The following is a 15,919-nucleotide window of genomic DNA, read 5'->3' as shown; positions in this document are numbered from 1 at the left end:
GTTGCGCCCTGGCTCATCACTTTGCCGGGATAACCTGGGTTATCTCATTATGTGCCCAATGGCATACCCTCATCCTTAACCGTTTGAGACTCAGCATGATGAAAGAATTGAAGATAGCAACCAGCGCCAGCCTGGTAGCCAGCATTGAAACCCTGCGCGAAATCGTGCGTGTGGGGCAGACTGACTATACCGATGTGGCGGCGGCCGTGGTCTCCGTTAGCGATGTGGATGCTGGTATTCTGGCAACGCTCAAAGCGACCGGCTTTGAGATCCCGACGTTTGTTGCCGTTGAGGGGGATGAACCGCTTTCACCGGAGCACTTGCCGTTGATTACTGGCGTATTTGCCTTGGCTGCCGCGACCAACGCGTTTTACATGGCGCAGTTGGAGGCCGCCGCCGATGCCTACGAGCAGGCGCTGTTACCGCCGTTCTTCAAAACGCTGAAAACCTACGTGGAGATGGAGAACTCAACCTTTGCCTGCCCGGGCCATCAGGGCGGCGAGTTTTTCCGCAAACACCCGGCAGGGCGCAAGTTTTTCGAGTTTTATGGTGAAACGATTTTTCGTTCGGACATGTGTAATGCCGATGTGAAGCTGGGCGATCTGCTGATCCACGAAGGTTCGGCCAAGGATGCGCAAAAACACGCGGCGAAAGTGTTCAACGCTGATAAAACCTACTTTGTACTGAACGGCACTTCTGCATCCAATAAAGTGGTGACCAACGCGCTGCTGACGTGTGGCGATCTGGTGCTGTTTGATCGCAATAACCATAAATCCAATCACCACGGCGCATTGATCCAGGCCGGAGCGACGCCGGTGTATCTGGAAACCGCGCGCAACCCGTTTGGTTTTATCGGCGGCATCGATTCCCAATGCTTTGATGAGGGCTACCTACGCGAGCAGATCCGCCATGTTGCCCCGGAAAAAGCCACTGCGACACGACCTTTCCGCCTGGCGATCATTCAGCTCGGCACCTATGACGGCACGATTTACAACGCCCGTCAGGTGATCGATACCATCGGCCATCTGTGCGATTACATCCTGTTTGATTCTGCCTGGGTAGGGTATGAAGGTTTCATCCCGATGCTGAAAGAGTGCTCGCCGCTGCTGCTGGAACTGGATGAGCACGATCCGGGTATTTTTGTCACACAATCGGTGCATAAGCAGCAGGCCGGTTTCTCGCAGACTTCGCAGATCCATAAGAAAGACGATCACATCAAAGGCCAGAAACGCCACTGCAACCATAAGCATCTCAACAATGCGTTTATGCTACATGCCTCAACCAGCCCATTTTATCCGCTATTTGCCGCGCTGGACGTCAACGCCAAGATGCATGCCGGTGCCGCTGGCCGCCGCATGTGGATGGAGTGCGTCAAACTGGGGATCGACACACGTAAACAGCTGCTGGCACGCTGCTCGCAGATGCGGCCTTTTATTCCGCCGCAGGTGGCAGGCAAGGACTGGCAGGACTACGATACCGACCTGATCGCCAACGATGCACGCTTCTTCAACTTTGTACCGGGCGAGCAATGGCACGGCTTTGCAGGCTATGCGCAAGGGCAGTATCTGGTCGATCCTTGCAAGCTGCTGTTGACCACGCCGGGGATTGATGCGGCCACTGGTCAGTACACCGAGTTCGGTATCCCGGCCACCATTCTGGCCAACTTCCTGCGCGAGAACGGCATCGTGCCGGAGAAGTGCGATCTCAATTCGATCCTGTTCCTGCTCACCCCGGCGGAGAACCCGGCGAAATTGGATCGTCTGGTGGATATGCTGGTGCAGTTTGAGCGTTACGTCGAGTCAGATGCGCCACTGAGTGAAGTCTTGCCGACGGTCTATCGCAAGAATCAGCAGCGTTATGCAGGCTACACCATTCGTCAGCTGTGCCAGGAGATGCACGATCTGTACGTCAGCTTCGACGTGAAGCAATTGCAAAAAGAGATGTTCCGCCAGGATCATTTCCCGCCGGTGATGATGAATCCGCAGGATGCCAACGTCGAATTTATTCGTGACAACGTGGAGCTGGTGCCGATCGCTCAGGCCGCCGGGCGTATCGCGGCAGAAGGTGCCTTACCTTATCCACCGGGCGTGCTGTGTGTGGTTCCGGGGGAAGTGTGGGGCGGTGCGGTACAGCGTTACTTCCTGGCGCTAGAGGAAGGCATCAACCGCTTGCCTGGCTTCTCACCGGAGTTACAGGGCGTGTATATCGAGAAGAAAGATCACGGCTGGAAACGTATTTTTGGCTATATGATCAAGTCGTAAAACCTCATCCGACTAGCCGAATTGTAGGGGCGCCGCATGCTGCGCCCACTGCGATCATCTATCCGTATGTTGCAACTGTCTATCTTGCATGACAAAGGCGGATGTCACCACTACATTGAGTAGAGTGGTATGACAACGAGTCCAACGATGAAAGAGAGTAAATACGCCGCCTGGGTCGACAAAGAAAAAAGAAAGTCCACGTTTCACAGTTTTGACTGGTTTTTGCTGGTTAACGCCTTGTTCTCTTTCTACCTGTGCCTACAGCGTCTGGGGTCAGGACTTTACCAGTCGTTAAGCCATTTTCTACGTTCAGCTCCGGCAATCACTGGCGTGATGCTGGTCGCTATCGTCACCTATATGGTATTGAGATTGTTACGGCCATACGGCGAAAATGCCCGTTGGTGCGGGCTGATCGCCAGTGTGACGGTTTTGTCGCTATGTTGGTGTGTCGCCTTTCATCATCTGATTGTCATGGGCAACGTTACCCTGGTCTACCCCTTGCTGATTGGTTTGGTGTTTGCCTCACTGATCCCGTTTTATCTTTCTCCCTTGCTGCTGTGCCTGTTTACGGTACCGATACTGACAATGTCCATCAGCGAGAATATCATCCTGCGCGGTGCGGCCTCACTGGCGAATGTGTTCTCTTATTTACTGATGCTGTTTCTGATCTACTCGGCCAAACGCATGTTGGAGAAATGGTTTATGTTGGCCATAGAGCGGGAAAGGGAGAACAAGCAGCTGATTGACCGCCTGGGGAAATTGGCTAACCGCGATCCGCTGACCGGGCTGGCTAATCGGCGCTATTTCAGCAACTACTTCGACTCGGTGTTTTCTCGGGAGGCGGAGAGTCGGGAGCCTTTCGTCATCATCCTGCTGGACGTGGATTTCTTTAAAAAATATAACGACCATTACGGCCACCAGATGGGGGATGATTGCCTGATCCGCTTGGCCGAATGCTTTGAAAACTGCGTGCGTCGTTCACAGGATCTGGTGGCACGTTACGGTGGTGAGGAATTTATCATTCTGCTGCCAAAATCCAATCGTGCCGAGGCGATAGCGGTGGCCGAAAGGATCAAGACCCAGGTTGCGGCGATCGCGATCCCGCACGAAGGCTCCGATATTGGGCAATGGGTCACGGTGAGCCAGGGGATTGCATTATGGCGAGCAGGCGTGGGGCGTGAGCAACTGGTAGAGATGGCCGACAAGGCTCTGTATCAAACCAAGGCTAATGGACGCAACGGCTATACGTTGGCTGGGGAGGAATAGCATATCTCCCCAGCCCCGTATTTCCCCACCAACGATTACTTCCGCCGGTAGTTTTTCTGCGCGTTGTTAACCTTCACCAGATAACGGCGCGATTCACCCGCCGGATGCTTGGTGGTCAGAGTCTGATAAATATCACCAGGCTGCATGCTGTTGATGATGTTTACCGCCTTGGCCTTGTCACTATTGAACACCCGCAGCACGCTGCCAGCCCCACCGTTGTAAGCGGTGATCACCGCATAACGGCGTGAGGTCGGGTTCTGAATGCCACCCAGGTAGTTGTTCTGCAAGATGGCCAGATAGGCGGTACCGGTATCAATGTTGTTCTCCGGATCGAACAGATAGCTGCGGCTTGGCGTACCCCATTTACCTTTGCTCTGGAACACGTCTTTACCGGCGGTATGCTGCACCACCTGCATCAGGCCCAGCGCATCGGAACCGCTTACCGCATACGGGTTAAAGCTGGATTCTGTCTGCATAATCGCCAGGATCAGCGACTCTTCGACGCCGTATTTCTCAGACGCCTGGCGAACCATAGGCAGATATTTGTGTGCACGTTTATCCAGGTGGTTAGGCACCAGTTGCATAGTCACCGAGTAGATCACATGCAGGCCCGAGGTGCGCCTTTTTAATTTGTTTTGCAGCAGATAGTCGGCGAAGTGCGCTGCCCGCCATTCCCAGCGGATGGGTTGGCCCTTGTTATCCAGCACCTGGCCGTACAGGAACGGCTCTTTGCTGATCTGGATATCATTGGCGTCGGAATAGAGGTCGATCGAGCCTGGATCGTCACCCATCAACAGGGTGCTGATCACCGCCTGGCGCAGATGAGCCGCAGGATCGGTGGTGGCGATGGTTTCGATGGTGATGGTGCCCGACTCAAAGTTGATGTGGCTACGGGTCTGATATTGGTCGGTATATTTGACGTAGTCCTTTGGCCCGGCGATCAGAACTTCGCTCAGCCCCCAGATGTTCTCGATATTGTGGGCAAATTGGCCCATCAGAATATCAAAGGCGTTGGTGTCTTTGACATAGGCTTCACTGACCACGTCGTTTTTTTTGCCGGAACAGGAGATCAGCAAAGGCGCTATCACTAGCAAAGCTAAAATTTTCTTCATCTTGTTAAAGCCGTATACGCGAAGAATTAAACAGGGGGAAAGGGCCAGCGCCTGGCCCGGAAAACATTATTCGCTCGGCGGCGTATAGCCTTCGATGTGGACCTCATGTCCTTCGAACAGGAAACGGACCATCTCTTGTTCCAGCAGTTTACGGTCATCCACGTTCATCATGTTGAGCTTCTTCTCGTTGATCAACATGGTCTGCTTCTTCATCCATTCTCCCCAGGCTTCCTTGGAGATTTCGTTGTAGATGCGCTTGCCGACTTCCCCTGGATAGAGCTGGAAGTCTTGCCCATCGGCGTCACGCTGCAGGAAGGTACAAAAAATGGTTCTGCTCATGCTAATTCCTCGTCAATGGCGCTGTTGCCAAATAAACCGGGTTGGGTCGGGGACTGTTTGGCCAACTGCTGTAGCAGGCGCTCAACCGGCGTGGCCAGCCCGACCGAAGGTGGCTGCGTTAAGTTATACCAGAGACCGGCACCCTCATCCATGGCGCTACCCGCTTTGTCGATGTTCAGCCACATAGGCACAATATCCAGATGGAAATGGCTGAAGGTGTGGCGGAAGGCGGTCATTTGCTCTAAACGGCTACCTTGCAGGCCGCGTTGTTGCAGCCAGAGTTCAAGATCGATCCGCGCGCTGAACTGCGGGAAGCAGAATAGCCCGCCCCACAGCCCGGCACTTGGGCGCTGTTCCAGCCAGACGTCATCACCCTGTTGCAGCATCAGGAAGTAGGCGGTTTTTTCCGGCAGGGTTTGCTTGGGTTTTTTGCCAGGGTAGTTGGCCCAACTGCTGTTGCCGTTGGCAATACAACCGATATTGAGCGGGCATAGCTCACATTTGGGTTTGCTACGGGTGCAGACCATCGCTCCCAGATCCATCATTGCCTGGTTGAACTGGCCAACCCCTTTTGCCGGCGTGACCTCTTCGCTGATTTCCCACAGGCGATTTTCCACCTCTTTTTTGCCCGGCCAGCCAGCTATGGCATAGCAACGGGCCAGTACGCGCTTGACGTTACCGTCGAGGATCGGGAAGTGCTGCCCTTGGGCCAGAGAGAGAATGGCGCCGGCGGTTGAACGGCCTACGCCAGGCAGAGCGACGATTTCTTCAAAGGTTGTCGGGAACTCACCGCCGTGCTGTGCGACAATGGTCTGCGCCGCTTTATGCAGGTTTCTGGCTCGGGCATAATAGCCAAGCCCGGTCCACAGGTGCAGCACTTCATCCTGCGGTGCTTCAGCCAAGGCACGCACGTTGGGAAAACGTGCCATAAAGCGCTGAAAATAAGGAATAACGGTGGCGACCTGAGTTTGTTGCAGCATTACCTCAGAGAGCCATACTTGATAAGGCGTTTTATCGAGTTGCCACGGCAGCGTTTTGCGGCCATAGCGTTGGTACCAGTCAAGCACGACGTGCGAGAACTGTTGCGCTTGCATCATGAGCGAGTTCGCTATCCGGCAGATAAATAATGATGCGCGATTGCAGCATAGAGTGATGGTGCTGTAAACCGGAACTTTCCGCAGTAGCACATCAGGTATGATGATGAACGCTTGCTAAAGCAAAGTATCTTTGCATAATGCGCGTTCCCCTAATTGGCAGCCAAATAGACAGAAAGCACTATGATTAATGACGTCATCTCCCCAGAATTTGATGAGAACGGCCGCGCGATGCGCCGTATCCGCAGTTTTGTTCGCCGCCAAGGGCGGTTGACCAAAGGCCAGCAGCAGGCGCTGGACAACTATTGGCCGGTGATGGGCGTGGAATATCAGGCTGAACCTGTCGATATCGCCGCGCTGTTTGGCCGTGAAGCGCCAACCGTGCTGGAGATTGGTTTTGGCATGGGGGCTTCGCTGGTCACCATGGCGGGCAACAACCCACAGCAGAACTTCCTGGGGATCGAGGTGCATTCGCCGGGGGTGGGTGCCTGTCTGGCCGATGCCCATGAGGCGGAGTTGGCCAATCTGCGGGTGATGTGCCACGATGCGGTAGAAGTTTTGCAGAATATGATCCCGGATGCTTCACTGGATATGGTGCAGCTGTTCTTCCCGGATCCGTGGCACAAAGCGCGCCACAACAAACGCCGTATCGTACAGACGCCGTTTGTTGAACTGGTGCTGCGCAAATTAAAAGTCGGTGGTGTATTCCATATGGCCACCGACTGGCAACCTTACGCGGAACATATGCTGGAAGTTATGAACAGCAGCGTAGGATACCGTAATCTCTCCGAGAGCAATGATTACGTACCGCGCCCGGACTCGCGTCCGCTGACAAAATTTGAATTACGTGGCCAGCGTCTGGGACATGGCGTTTGGGATTTGATGTTTGAGAGGATGGAATAATGGCTAATTATTGTAGCTAACCCATTTTTTAGTAATGGAATCAACAGGGATTTAGCTTCATTAAGTTGATTTAAAAGTGATTTTTATGGGGGCTATAATTTCTTGTTGTCCCATTAGATCTCACTAAAAACCACGGAATCCTACATTTTACTGTAGGTAAAAAAGTAGCTTGCTAGTTAGCTCCATGAGTACCATGTAACAGTGACACTCATGGAGCTAACTAGGTGGAAAAACTAGAGAAAAAACCACTGTCAACCAAAGATGTCACCTGGTGACAAAGACAAAGCTGACACAGGCGAAAATCGAACATTACGGACCACTTGTGGCGCTACCGGAGTTAAAACTTTCTTCTACCGATACACCAGTCCCCTTACTCACAAACTCACCCAAGTTAAGGTCGGTCACTTCCCCAATATCTCTCTGGCGCAGGCTCGCGTTGAACTACAAACGGGCTTTGTTGAATAAATAGGATGTTGTGGACGCCCTCGTGAAGACGTTTTCGGCTCGTTGTACCAGGCCTGAATGACAGACTCATCAAGCCAGAATGTCAACGAACCCCGATTGACGAGAGCCTTGTTGTCGGTTGCCCAGTTAGTGATCTTGAATTTTTGCTTTGCCACGGGATACCGCTATAGGATCAGGAATGTGGTGATCTGATCCTGATTGCAGTCAGAAGTTCGATTTATTCAACAAAGCCGTAGGAATATTAAATCTGAAATATTTTCTTCATAAAAAAATGCATTAATACCGAGTCTGCTATAAAAAAGGAATGAAATAATGGTATTACTGGCAAGGGCAGTGCAAAAACAAAAAGTGGTTCTGGAAAAATCTACGTTAAAAGCAATGAATAGATCCAGTGTTCACATCATCAGTGTTTACTCTTTAGTCAGTACAGGAACTGAAGTAAGCACGATTAATATGGGGTTATCCCTTCAATCAGGACCAAACTCGCAATATCCTGGCAGAACATGGTATTCCCTTGATTGAAGACTGTGCGCATGCCCACGGCACCAAATTCGGCAACAAGTTTACCGGCACTTTTGGTGAAATGAGTTGTTTCTCAACGCACGATCGCAAGATCCTAGCGACCGGAGAAGGTGGATTCGTACTTACAGACTGTCCGGAAACCGCTCAAAACCTGACGATGTTTACCCGGCTGGGAAACCTTTCAGGTAAGAAGTCCGGCGTGAACTACAAGTTAGGTGCTCTACAGGCCTCACTGGGTATTGCTCGATTGCCGGATATCGAGGAGCAGGTCTCAATTCGCAAGGCCAATGCTGGCGCAGTTAAGTCACGACTGAAGTCAGGCCAACCGTTTGACGAGCTCAGCTTTGGCGATGGGCGTCCTAATTACTACAATCTAGTGTTTAAGTTGAACAGTGACGTTTCCGATCCAGAAACTGTGCTTCGTAGAGTGAACAATGCTGGTATCGTTATTGATCAAGTCAAATATGGTTATAACGTGTTTTACAAGCGCGAGGTTTACAGCCATATTTCAGCTCACTGCCCTAATTCAGAAAACATGATTCAGCGCCTTATCCAGATCCCTGTACATCCTGGAATTAAAGAACAGGATATTGAACAAATAACCAACATTCTGAATGAGATTTAATCCTATGCTTCGTGAGGGCGTTAAGCATTTCACCGCTTCGGCGATTATTCTGGATGAACATGATCGTATTCTGATGCATTTTCATAAGAAATTGCAGATATGGCTCTATCCCGGGGGGCATATCGAGGAGAATGAGGAGCCACAGGAGGCACTGTTACGCGAGGTGTTCGAGGAGGTCGGCGTGACGCCGACTATTATATCGTGCCAGATTCAGGGACATAAGTCTTTGGACCTAGATCCTGCCAGCGTAGCTGAACTTCCTGTACCGCTCACCCTACTTTGCGAGAAAATCCCGGAAAAAACGGGTGGATGCCACTGGCACATGGATATGATCTATCTCTGCATGCTGCCGGCCGATCTTATTAAAGTTGAGGGCGAGTTTAAATGGCTGACAGTCTCTGAAATCGAAGCGTTACCGACACCGCGTGAATTCCCGTCATTGATAAGAAGGGCTATTTTGGTGAAGAAATCCTATTCAAATATTTAGCAGGTACCCTATGTCGTTTTTTTACCGCATGTCAGTGGTCATACTGGCTGCAATTAATCCGGTAAGTATGGACTTGTTAGCGCCTGCAATACCCTATTTTCAGCTCAGTTTACCTGCCTTAGATGGGCAGGTTTTTTTTTCAACTTATCTGATCGGACTTGCCGCAGGTCAGTTCATTGGCGCTTTTTTGCTTAATGGCAGGAAAAATGTCCTCTTTGCGCTTTTATTTTGCATAATATTTTGCGCTGGATCTCTCTTAGCCGGTTCAAGTACCAGTCTACAGTCGTTCCTGATTTCACGTTTTGTCACCGGTTTTAGCGCCGGGATCATCTATCTATTCTGTATGCTGCTGGTCGCGAACTCAGAAAATGAAGAGGAAATTGCAGAAAGTTATCGGCTAAGAAATCAGACGCTGCTATATGTTGCGACGTTGATCCCTTTTTTATCCGCAGCGGTGATCACCCTTGCATCTTTTACGCTTCTGGTCAAACTGCAGCTCGCTTATGGTGTGGTTTGTTTTCTTCTGATGACAGGGTTTGTCAGGAAGCCACTAAAAAACAGAGGTATTGTGGAGAAGAAGGGGGGGCTCACTCGCACCCACTTTATTTACAACGTCTTCTCCATGATGTCCTGGTCAGCAATGCTGTATTTCACCCTGTCTCTTATCCCGACATTGTTCGGTAATAATACTTCACATCCTGAATGGATGATCTGCGCTGGCCTCGCAACAAGTGCCATTTTTTATCGCTTAGGAGGCTTACTCAAACACAGAGTCAAGACAGCTGCCGGAGCTGCCTTATGCTTCGGGTTGATCATTACATTCACCTTTTGCCATTACACCTCTAGTCGGTGGGTTGAGTTTCTTATGCTGGGGATCGTATATTTCATTGCTGGCGTGTATCAGTCCCAAACAGCAGCTAAAGTGTTGTCTAGCAACTTATTTGCCTCCCGTCGGAATACCTCATTGTTGACCTTTATAAATTTGTTGGTATCCGCCCTTATCGTTGAACTAGCCAGAAGAATTGGTGTGGCCGACTCTCTGATTTGGATTGGTATTCCACTCGTGCTGTTTGCGATATCTCCGCAGTGGAAAATAAGCAAACACTTGACGCTAGGTTTGAAGTGCGTCCGTTGACAGGCTTTGTTGAATAAATCGAACTTCTGACTGCAATCAGGATCAGATCACCACATTCCTGATCCTATAGCGGTATCCCGTGGCAAAGCAAAAGCTCAAGATCACTAACTGGGCAACCGACAACAAGGCTCTCGTCAATCGGGGTTCGTTGACATTCTGGCTTGATGAGTCTGTCATCCTGGCCTGGTACGACGAGCCAAAAACCGCTTCACGAGGGCGTCCACAACGTTATTCTACGTTAGCTATTTCCACCGTACTGATGCTCAAACGCGTCTTTCGCCTCACGCTGCGTGACTATGATGCGCAGGTCGGTGAGGCTATGGCCATGATCCGTGCATTGAATGACGCATGGAGGCATGCCAGAAAGTGTACGGATTGTCTGAGAAAATGACTGACAGGAGGATCTGTTATCTAAATCCTATTTATTCAACAAAGCCGGTCTATAGCAATAAATGTCATAGTCATGGCTCCTAATTATTACTGGCATTACATTTAATTGCTATTTTTAACATAGCGTTAAGCAATACCGCAAGGTATGACAGCTATCAGGATGACATTCCTTGAGCAATCGGCGGATAGGCCGTTGGTTATCAACGCATCAACAACGATCTGAGTTTCACCAGCGGCTTTGAATGTAAGGCGGTGTTGGTTTGAGTGAGAGGTGTTGCCATTGATGCCACTAAGCTAGGTGAAATTATGCTAATGGTCTAAGCGCGTCCTAGCAGTGGCAAGCTGAGGCCGGAGAGGGTAAAATGGATAGAATGATTGAGGTTGGTACTCATAACAGAAAAATACCGTAAATTCATATGGTTAATTAAATGTAGGTTAAAATTGAGATTTTAGTCATAGCGCTTAAAAATACCATAAAAATCAAATAGGATGGAATAATGGCTAAGAACCGTAGTCGTCGTTTACGTAAAAAGTTACATATCGAAGAGTTTCAGGAACTGGGCTTTTCCGTCGCCTGGCGTTTTGCTGAAGGGACTGCCGTTGAAGATATCGACAGCACTCTGGACGCGTTTATCGATGAAGTGATCGAGCCGAACGGCCTGGCGTTTGACGGCAGTGGCTATCTGCAGTGGGAAGGTTTGATCTGCCTGCAGAAGATTGGTCATTGTACCGAAGAACACCGTGAGCTGATCAAAAACTGGCTGGAAGCACGCAAGTTGAGCGATGTGAAAACCAGCGATCTGTTCGACATCTGGTGGGATTGATCCCGTCCGATTAGCATTGTCGAAGGTGCCTTAATGGCACCTTTGTTTTATCTGGTGTCCTTTCTGGAGTAGTGAGCGCGGTGGTAACAACATTAGATAACGCGTTGCTGGAAGAGATCCTGCAACAGGTACGCCCGTTGATTGGGCAAGGCAAGGTTGCAGACTATATTCCCGCTTTGGCAGAAGTCGCCGCCGATCGGCTGGCGATCGCCGTCTGTACCGTTGACGGTGAGCTGTTTCAGGCCGGGGACGCGACGGAGCGCTTTTCGATCCAGTCGATCTCCAAGGTATTGAGCCTGACGCTGGCGCTAACGCGTTATCAGGAAGGTGAAATCTGGCAGCGGGTGGGGAAAGAGCCCTCTGGCCTGCCGTTTAATTCGTTGCTGCAGTTGGAGATGGAGCAGGGTAAACCGCGCAATCCGTTTATCAACCCCGGAGCGCTGGTGGTATGCGATATGCTGCAAACCCGGCTTAGTGCTCCCAAGCAGCGGATGCTGGAAGTGGTGCGCCAACTGGCAGGCGTTGATGACCTGTCGTATGACATTCGCGTGGCGCGCTCCGAATTTGAGCATTCCGACCGCAATGCCGCCATCGCCTATCTGATGAAGTCGTTCGGTAACTTCGACAATGACGTGCTGACCGTGCTGCAAACCTATTTTCACTACTGCGCGTTACGTATGAGCTGCGTTGAGCTGGCACGCAGCTTTGTCTACCTGGCCAATCAAGGGCGAGCGCTGAGTGGTGAAGAGGTGATCAGCCCCTTGCAGGCCCGGCAAATTAACGCCTTGATGATGACCAGCGGCATGTATGATGGCGCAGGCGAGTTTGCCTATCGTGTTGGCATGCCGGGCAAGTCTGGAGTGGGCGGCGGTATCATCGCCATCGTCCCTGATGAACTGTCGATTGTCGTCTGGTCGCCGGAATTGGATGCGTCCGGTAACTCATTGGCGGGAACTGCGGCGCTAGAACTGTTGTCTCAACGCATTAGCCGTTCGATTTTTTAATTCCATCGCGGATGCGGTTGGAAGGGAGTCAGGAGAAACTATGTTAAAGAGAACCGGATTGGCCTTGCTGTTGTTAACGGCTTCACAAGCGCATGCCGAGTATCAGTGCAGCGTCAGACCACAGGACGACGTGATTATCAGCCCGCAGACCGTACAGGTGGTAGGTGCCAGCGGTAATCTGCAAATCACCGCCGATGGCGATGTCACTCGTGATGGCAAAGCGCTGAGCCTGAACGATAGCCAGCGCCAGAAGGCGTTCAGCTACCAGAACGCATTGCGTAAAGATTTGCCCTGGATCGATCAGGGCGCGCAGCAGCATCTGGAAAAGGCGCGGGTAGCGCTGGATAAAGTCATTGTTCAGCAGTTGGGCACAGACAGCAATGTACGCAACCGCTTGACCACGCTCAACGATCAGTTGAAGCAACAGATGAACCGTATCATTGAACACCGCAGCGACGGCCTCACGTTCCACCACAAGGCGATCGCTCAGGTGGAGCAGGATGGCCGCAATATCGTGCAGCAGAGCATGGGCGGCGTATTGCAGGACAGCCTGAATGAAATGGGCGTCAAGCAGGTCGCCAACAGCAATGGCAACCCGTTGCAGGCGATCATGGGCAACCTGGGGGGGCTACAGCAGGCTATCAAGAACGAATGGAACAATCAGGAGCAGGACTTCCAGAACTTTGGTCGCGACGTGTGCAACCGCGTCACTGCGCTGGAAACCCAGCGCAAGGATCTGGTTAAGGCGTTGAATTAAAGCCTGATGTTAAAGGGTTCCGTTGCTTTAAGAGTTGCACTCCTAACCCGACGGAACCTTTTTTGCTGCCTGGGCAGCATGGGCGCTCCTACATGAGCCCGCAATTCTGCTTAAACTATTCCTCCGGCAAGAACAGTTCCAACAGCGAATTAAGGAACAGTTTGCCATGCTCGGTGATTTGCCAATACTCTGGCGTTTCCAGCAGATAGCCTTTAGCCAATGCTTCGTCCAATGGCGCACGGATCACGCTCTCGTCCAGCCCGGTGTAGTGGGTGAACTCGGCGCGTGGTGCCGCTTCTAGCAGACGGAAACGGTTCATAAAGAACTCGAATGGCCGATCGTGCGCCTCGACTTCATGCAACTTGTCCCGATAGTCACCCCGCATAAAGCCGCGCGGATGCTTGGTTTTGGCGGTGCGCAGTATGCGGCCATCGGCAAAGGTCAGCTTGCCGTGTGCGCCACAACCAATCCCCAGATAGTCGCCAAAGCGCCAGTAGTTGAGGTTGTGCTGACACTGATAACCCGGTTTGGCGTAGGCCGAGGTTTCGTACTGCTGATAGCCGGCGGCGCTCAGCAGTTCATGCCCTTGTTCAAAGATATTCCACAGCGCGTCATCATCCGGCAATACTGGCGGGCGTGAGCTGAACAGGGTATTTGGCTCGATGGTGAGCTGATACCATGACAGATGTGGCGGATTAAGGGCGATAGCCTGGCGCAGATCGTCCAGCGCTTCTTCCAGTGACTGATCCGGCAGGCCATGCATCAGGTCCAGATTGAAACTGCGTAGGCCAAGGCCGGTTGCCAGATGCGCCGCGCGTTTGGCCTCATCCGGGCCATGAATACGCCCCAGACGGGTTAACTTCTCGGCACTAAAGCTTTGTACGCCAATCGAGATGCGGTTCACCCCGGCGCGTTGGTAGCCGCTGAAGCGATCGGCCTCCACGGTGCCTGGGTTGGCTTCCATGGTGATTTCGGCGTCATCAGCGACGTGAATACGCGCCCGCACGCCATCCAGCAGTGCTTGCATGGCTTCGGCACTCAACAGGCTCGGCGTACCGCCGCCGATAAAGATGGTGCTGATTGAACGACCGCTGGCGAGTGGCAAATCGGCATCCAGATCCGCCAGCAGATGATCGACATATTCCTGGTGCGGCACTTCGCCCTTTAAGGCATGCGAGTTGAAATCGCAGTATGGGCACTTTTGTACGCACCAGGGAATATGGATGTACAAGCTGAGTGGTGGCAGTTGTACGCTGTTAGCTGGCATTACGCATCGCTTCCAACATCAACTTCAACGCCTTGCCACGGTGGGAAATGGCAATTTTCTCTTCCCGCGTCAGCTCTGCTGCTGTGCAGCCCAACTCTGGCACATAGAAGATCGGATCGTAACCAAAGCCGCCAACGCCGGCCGCTTCAAAAGTGATCTCACCGTTCCAGCAACCGTGGAATACCAGCGGGGTAGGATCTTCTGCATGACGCATATACACCAGCACACAATGGAATTGAGCACTGCGCTTGCCTTCAGGTACGTCTTTCAACGTCACCAGCAGCTTGTCCAGATTTTGTTGGTCACTGGCCTCTAAACCGGCGTAGCGGGCAGAGTAAATACCCGGAGCGCCGCCCAAGGCATCGACCGCCAGACCTGAATCGTCGGCAATCGCCGGCAGGCCGGTGATCTGTGCGGCATGGCGGGCTTTGAGAATGGCGTTTTCAATAAACGTCAGGCCGGTTTCTTCGGCAGAGTCTACGCCAAGCTCGGTTTGTGCCACCACGTCAAAGCCGAAATCGGCCAGCAGCTCGGCGAGTTCACGCACTTTGCCGGGGTTGCCGGTGGCAAGAACGATTTTTTGCATATTAGATACCTTGAAAATTATTCGATCAGCGCCGCGATGACGTCAGGGATCTGTTGCGGGTTGTGGATGCGCAATTGCTTGTGCCGCCCCAGTTCGCCTTTCTCGATGATCACGTTGCTCTTCGCCACCTTAAACTGCTTGGCGATAAACTTGATGAGATGGGTATTGGCCTGGCCATCAACCGGCGGTGCGGTGATGGCGACTTTTATCTCGTCGCCATGCAGGCCAATAATCTGGTCGCGGCTGGCTTTGGGCTGAATATAAAGCCTGACCACCAGCCCGTCCAGCTGCGGGGTAACTGCACTCACAGCAGGAACCAGAGCTCGCCAAACAGATCCATTCCCAGGTAGTTGATCAAATACAGGATCAGGATCACTACCATCGCGGAGAAATCAATCCCACCCATCGCCGGGATCACGCGGCGGATAGGGGCCATCAACGGCTCGGTAAGCTGGAACATCACATAATCAATCGGGCTGCGGCCCTGGCTGATCCAACTCATCAAGGCGCGAATGATCATCACCCAGAAGATCAGGTAGCCGACGGATTTGATCAGAGAAATCAGGCCAAACAGCAAGTTATACAGGCTGAGTGACAAGGTTCCACTCTGGATCAGCAGCAGTAGCGGATATTTGACGGTCATCAGCAGGAACGCCAACAGCAATGAGGCGCTATCTACCGGCCCCATCGAAGGAACAATGCGGCGCAGTGGGCCGACGATCGGCTGGGTGATTTTCACCACAAACTGCGAAAACGGGTTATAAAAGTCGGTGCGCGTCAGTTGCATCCAGATGCGCAACAGCAGCACCATCACGTAAATATCAACGACGGTCTTGACCAGGAAAGTCAGCGTTAGCATGTAAGTTACCCTTCTCCTTAACT

Annotated in this window: 17 protein-coding genes and 3 pseudogenes; 12 read left to right on the top strand and 8 right to left on the bottom strand. The window is 52.0% G+C overall.

The annotated features are described in order from the left end of the window. Positions 1-98: 98 nt before the first annotated feature. The gene (gene speF / locus KAJ71_RS12285; protein WP_248946015.1) at positions 99-2,261 is read left to right on the top strand and encodes an ornithine decarboxylase SpeF; all 2,163 of its coding nucleotides are present in this window, start codon (positions 99-101) and stop codon (positions 2,259-2,261) included. Positions 2,262-2,408: 147 nt separating this feature from the next. Beyond that, entirely contained in the window at positions 2,409-3,527 is a 1,119-nt protein-coding gene (locus KAJ71_RS12280) for a GGDEF domain-containing protein (RefSeq protein ID WP_248945984.1), read from the top strand. 35 nt (positions 3,528-3,562) lie between these two features. On the opposite strand, the gene mltC is transcribed toward KAJ71_RS12280, so the two are convergent. The 3 genes from mltC to mutY all read right to left on the bottom strand — a co-directional run bounded on the left by mltC (position 3,563) and on the right by mutY (position 6,075). After that, entirely contained in the window at positions 3,563-4,639 is a 1,077-nt protein-coding gene (mltC, locus tag KAJ71_RS12275; protein WP_248945983.1) for a membrane-bound lytic murein transglycosylase MltC, read from the bottom strand. 66 nt (positions 4,640-4,705) lie between these two features. Further along, entirely contained in the window at positions 4,706-4,978 is a 273-nt protein-coding gene (locus KAJ71_RS12270; protein ID WP_024484083.1) for an oxidative damage protection protein, read from the bottom strand. After that, positions 4,975-6,075 (bottom strand): A/G-specific adenine glycosylase, encoded by a 1,101-nt coding sequence (mutY, locus tag KAJ71_RS12265; RefSeq protein WP_248945982.1) that lies wholly within the window; start codon positions 6,073-6,075, stop codon positions 4,975-4,977. Before mutY ends, KAJ71_RS12270 begins: the two co-directional genes overlap by 4 nt. 180 nt (positions 6,076-6,255) lie before the next feature. Between mutY and trmB the strand changes: the two genes are divergently transcribed. Both trmB and KAJ71_RS12255 read left to right on the top strand, forming a co-directional pair. Continuing rightward, complete coding sequence (trmB, locus tag KAJ71_RS12260; protein WP_248945981.1) at positions 6,256-6,975, top strand: tRNA (guanosine(46)-N7)-methyltransferase TrmB; 720 nt, start codon at positions 6,256-6,258, stop codon at positions 6,973-6,975. Positions 6,976-7,236: 261 nt separating this feature from the next. Beyond that, positions 7,237-7,422: pseudogene (locus KAJ71_RS12255) on the top strand (Arm DNA-binding domain-containing protein); the annotation flags it as partial. Positions 7,423-7,448: 26 nt separating this feature from the next. On the opposite strand, the pseudogene KAJ71_RS12250 reads toward KAJ71_RS12255, so the two are convergent. Continuing rightward, positions 7,449-7,595 (bottom strand): annotated as a pseudogene (locus KAJ71_RS12250) (IS5/IS1182 family transposase); the annotation flags it as partial. A gap of 157 nt (positions 7,596-7,752) precedes the next feature. On the opposite strand from KAJ71_RS12250, the gene KAJ71_RS12245 reads away from it, so the two are divergent. The 8 genes and pseudogenes from KAJ71_RS12245 to KAJ71_RS12210 all read left to right on the top strand — a co-directional run bounded on the left by KAJ71_RS12245 (position 7,753) and on the right by KAJ71_RS12210 (position 13,184). Further along, the gene (locus KAJ71_RS12245; RefSeq protein ID WP_248945980.1) at positions 7,753-7,962 is read left to right on the top strand and encodes a hypothetical protein; all 210 of its coding nucleotides are present in this window, start codon (positions 7,753-7,755) and stop codon (positions 7,960-7,962) included. Then, positions 7,892-8,587 (top strand): DegT/DnrJ/EryC1/StrS family aminotransferase, encoded by a 696-nt coding sequence (locus tag KAJ71_RS12240; RefSeq protein WP_311295004.1) that lies wholly within the window; start codon positions 7,892-7,894, stop codon positions 8,585-8,587. Before KAJ71_RS12245 ends, KAJ71_RS12240 begins: the two co-directional genes overlap by 71 nt. Positions 8,588-8,591: 4 nt before the next feature. Continuing rightward, a complete protein-coding gene (locus KAJ71_RS12235) occupies positions 8,592-9,074 on the top strand; it encodes an NUDIX hydrolase (protein WP_248945979.1) in 483 nt (160 codons plus the stop codon). A 10-nt stretch (positions 9,075-9,084) separates the two neighbouring features. After that, positions 9,085-10,209 carry an MFS transporter gene (locus KAJ71_RS12230; RefSeq protein ID WP_248945978.1) on the top strand — a complete coding sequence of 375 codons (1,125 nt, stop codon included), beginning with the start codon at positions 9,085-9,087 and terminating at the stop codon, positions 10,207-10,209. A gap of 79 nt (positions 10,210-10,288) precedes the next feature. After that, positions 10,289-10,540 (top strand): annotated as a pseudogene (locus tag KAJ71_RS12225) (transposase); the annotation flags it as partial. Between the two features lie 556 nt (positions 10,541-11,096). Next, positions 11,097-11,423 carry a YggL family protein gene (locus tag KAJ71_RS12220; protein ID WP_248945977.1) on the top strand — a complete coding sequence of 109 codons (327 nt, stop codon included), beginning with the start codon at positions 11,097-11,099 and terminating at the stop codon, positions 11,421-11,423. An 80-nt stretch (positions 11,424-11,503) separates the two neighbouring features. Then, positions 11,504-12,427, top strand: a complete 924-nt coding sequence (gene glsB / locus KAJ71_RS12215; protein WP_248945976.1) for a glutaminase B — start codon at positions 11,504-11,506, stop codon at positions 12,425-12,427. Positions 12,428-12,467: 40 nt separating this feature from the next. Next, a complete protein-coding gene (locus KAJ71_RS12210; RefSeq protein WP_248945975.1) occupies positions 12,468-13,184 on the top strand; it encodes a YggN family protein in 717 nt (238 codons plus the stop codon). Positions 13,185-13,299: 115 nt separating this feature from the next. Here the strand turns inward: KAJ71_RS12210 and hemW are convergent, their stop codons facing one another. Genes hemW through KAJ71_RS12190 form a run of 4 tightly spaced genes read right to left on the bottom strand, consistent with a single transcriptional unit; the run spans position 13,300 to position 15,896 of the window. Then, positions 13,300-14,451, bottom strand: coding sequence for a radical SAM family heme chaperone HemW (hemW, locus tag KAJ71_RS12205; RefSeq protein WP_248945974.1), 1,152 nt, complete (start codon positions 14,449-14,451; stop codon positions 13,300-13,302). Next, positions 14,441-15,037 carry an XTP/dITP diphosphatase gene (locus KAJ71_RS12200; protein WP_248945973.1) on the bottom strand — a complete coding sequence of 199 codons (597 nt, stop codon included), beginning with the start codon at positions 15,035-15,037 and terminating at the stop codon, positions 14,441-14,443. The genes hemW and KAJ71_RS12200 overlap by 11 nt, the downstream gene beginning before the upstream one ends. 17 nt (positions 15,038-15,054) lie before the next feature. Continuing rightward, entirely contained in the window at positions 15,055-15,345 is a 291-nt protein-coding gene (yggU, locus tag KAJ71_RS12195; protein WP_248945972.1) for a DUF167 family protein YggU, read from the bottom strand. Continuing rightward, positions 15,342-15,896, bottom strand: a complete 555-nt coding sequence (locus KAJ71_RS12190; protein WP_025120085.1) for a YggT family protein — start codon at positions 15,894-15,896, stop codon at positions 15,342-15,344. The genes yggU and KAJ71_RS12190 overlap by 4 nt, the downstream gene beginning before the upstream one ends. Positions 15,897-15,919 lie beyond the last annotated feature (23 nt).

Origin of the sequence: Serratia silvae (assembly GCF_023282985.1) — a bacterium.
Lineage (GTDB): Bacteria > Pseudomonadota > Gammaproteobacteria > Enterobacterales > Enterobacteriaceae > Chania > Chania silvae.
Note: the sequence above shows the minus strand (reverse complement) of the source record. Positions and strands in the feature narration are given on the sequence as shown.

What these genes read in the sequence shown, in the direction of transcription:
- speF (WP_248946015.1), top strand. Translation starts at nt 99, where the DNA reads ATGAAAGAATTGAAGATAGCAACCAGCGCCAGCCTGGTAGCCAGCATT.
- KAJ71_RS12245 (WP_248945980.1), top strand. Translation starts at nt 7,753, where the DNA reads ATGGTATTACTGGCAAGGGCAGTGCAAAAACAAAAAGTGGTTCTGGAA.
- KAJ71_RS12200 (WP_248945973.1), bottom strand. Translation starts at nt 15,037, where the DNA reads ATGCAAAAAATCGTTCTTGCCACCGGCAACCCCGGCAAAGTGCGTGAA.
- KAJ71_RS12235 (WP_248945979.1), top strand. Translation starts at nt 8,592, where the DNA reads ATGCTTCGTGAGGGCGTTAAGCATTTCACCGCTTCGGCGATTATTCTG.
- KAJ71_RS12190 (WP_025120085.1), bottom strand. Translation starts at nt 15,896, where the DNA reads ATGCTAACGCTGACTTTCCTGGTCAAGACCGTCGTTGATATTTACGTG.
- hemW (WP_248945974.1), bottom strand. Translation starts at nt 14,451, where the DNA reads ATGCCAGCTAACAGCGTACAACTGCCACCACTCAGCTTGTACATCCAT.
- mltC (WP_248945983.1), bottom strand. Translation starts at nt 4,639, where the DNA reads ATGAAGAAAATTTTAGCTTTGCTAGTGATAGCGCCTTTGCTGATCTCC.
- KAJ71_RS12280 (WP_248945984.1), top strand. Translation starts at nt 2,409, where the DNA reads ATGAAAGAGAGTAAATACGCCGCCTGGGTCGACAAAGAAAAAAGAAAG.
- KAJ71_RS12210 (WP_248945975.1), top strand. Translation starts at nt 12,468, where the DNA reads ATGTTAAAGAGAACCGGATTGGCCTTGCTGTTGTTAACGGCTTCACAA.
- trmB (WP_248945981.1), top strand. Translation starts at nt 6,256, where the DNA reads ATGATTAATGACGTCATCTCCCCAGAATTTGATGAGAACGGCCGCGCG.
- KAJ71_RS12230 (WP_248945978.1), top strand. Translation starts at nt 9,085, where the DNA reads ATGTCGTTTTTTTACCGCATGTCAGTGGTCATACTGGCTGCAATTAAT.
- KAJ71_RS12220 (WP_248945977.1), top strand. Translation starts at nt 11,097, where the DNA reads ATGGCTAAGAACCGTAGTCGTCGTTTACGTAAAAAGTTACATATCGAA.
- mutY (WP_248945982.1), bottom strand. Translation starts at nt 6,075, where the DNA reads ATGATGCAAGCGCAACAGTTCTCGCACGTCGTGCTTGACTGGTACCAA.
- KAJ71_RS12270 (WP_024484083.1), bottom strand. Translation starts at nt 4,978, where the DNA reads ATGAGCAGAACCATTTTTTGTACCTTCCTGCAGCGTGACGCCGATGGG.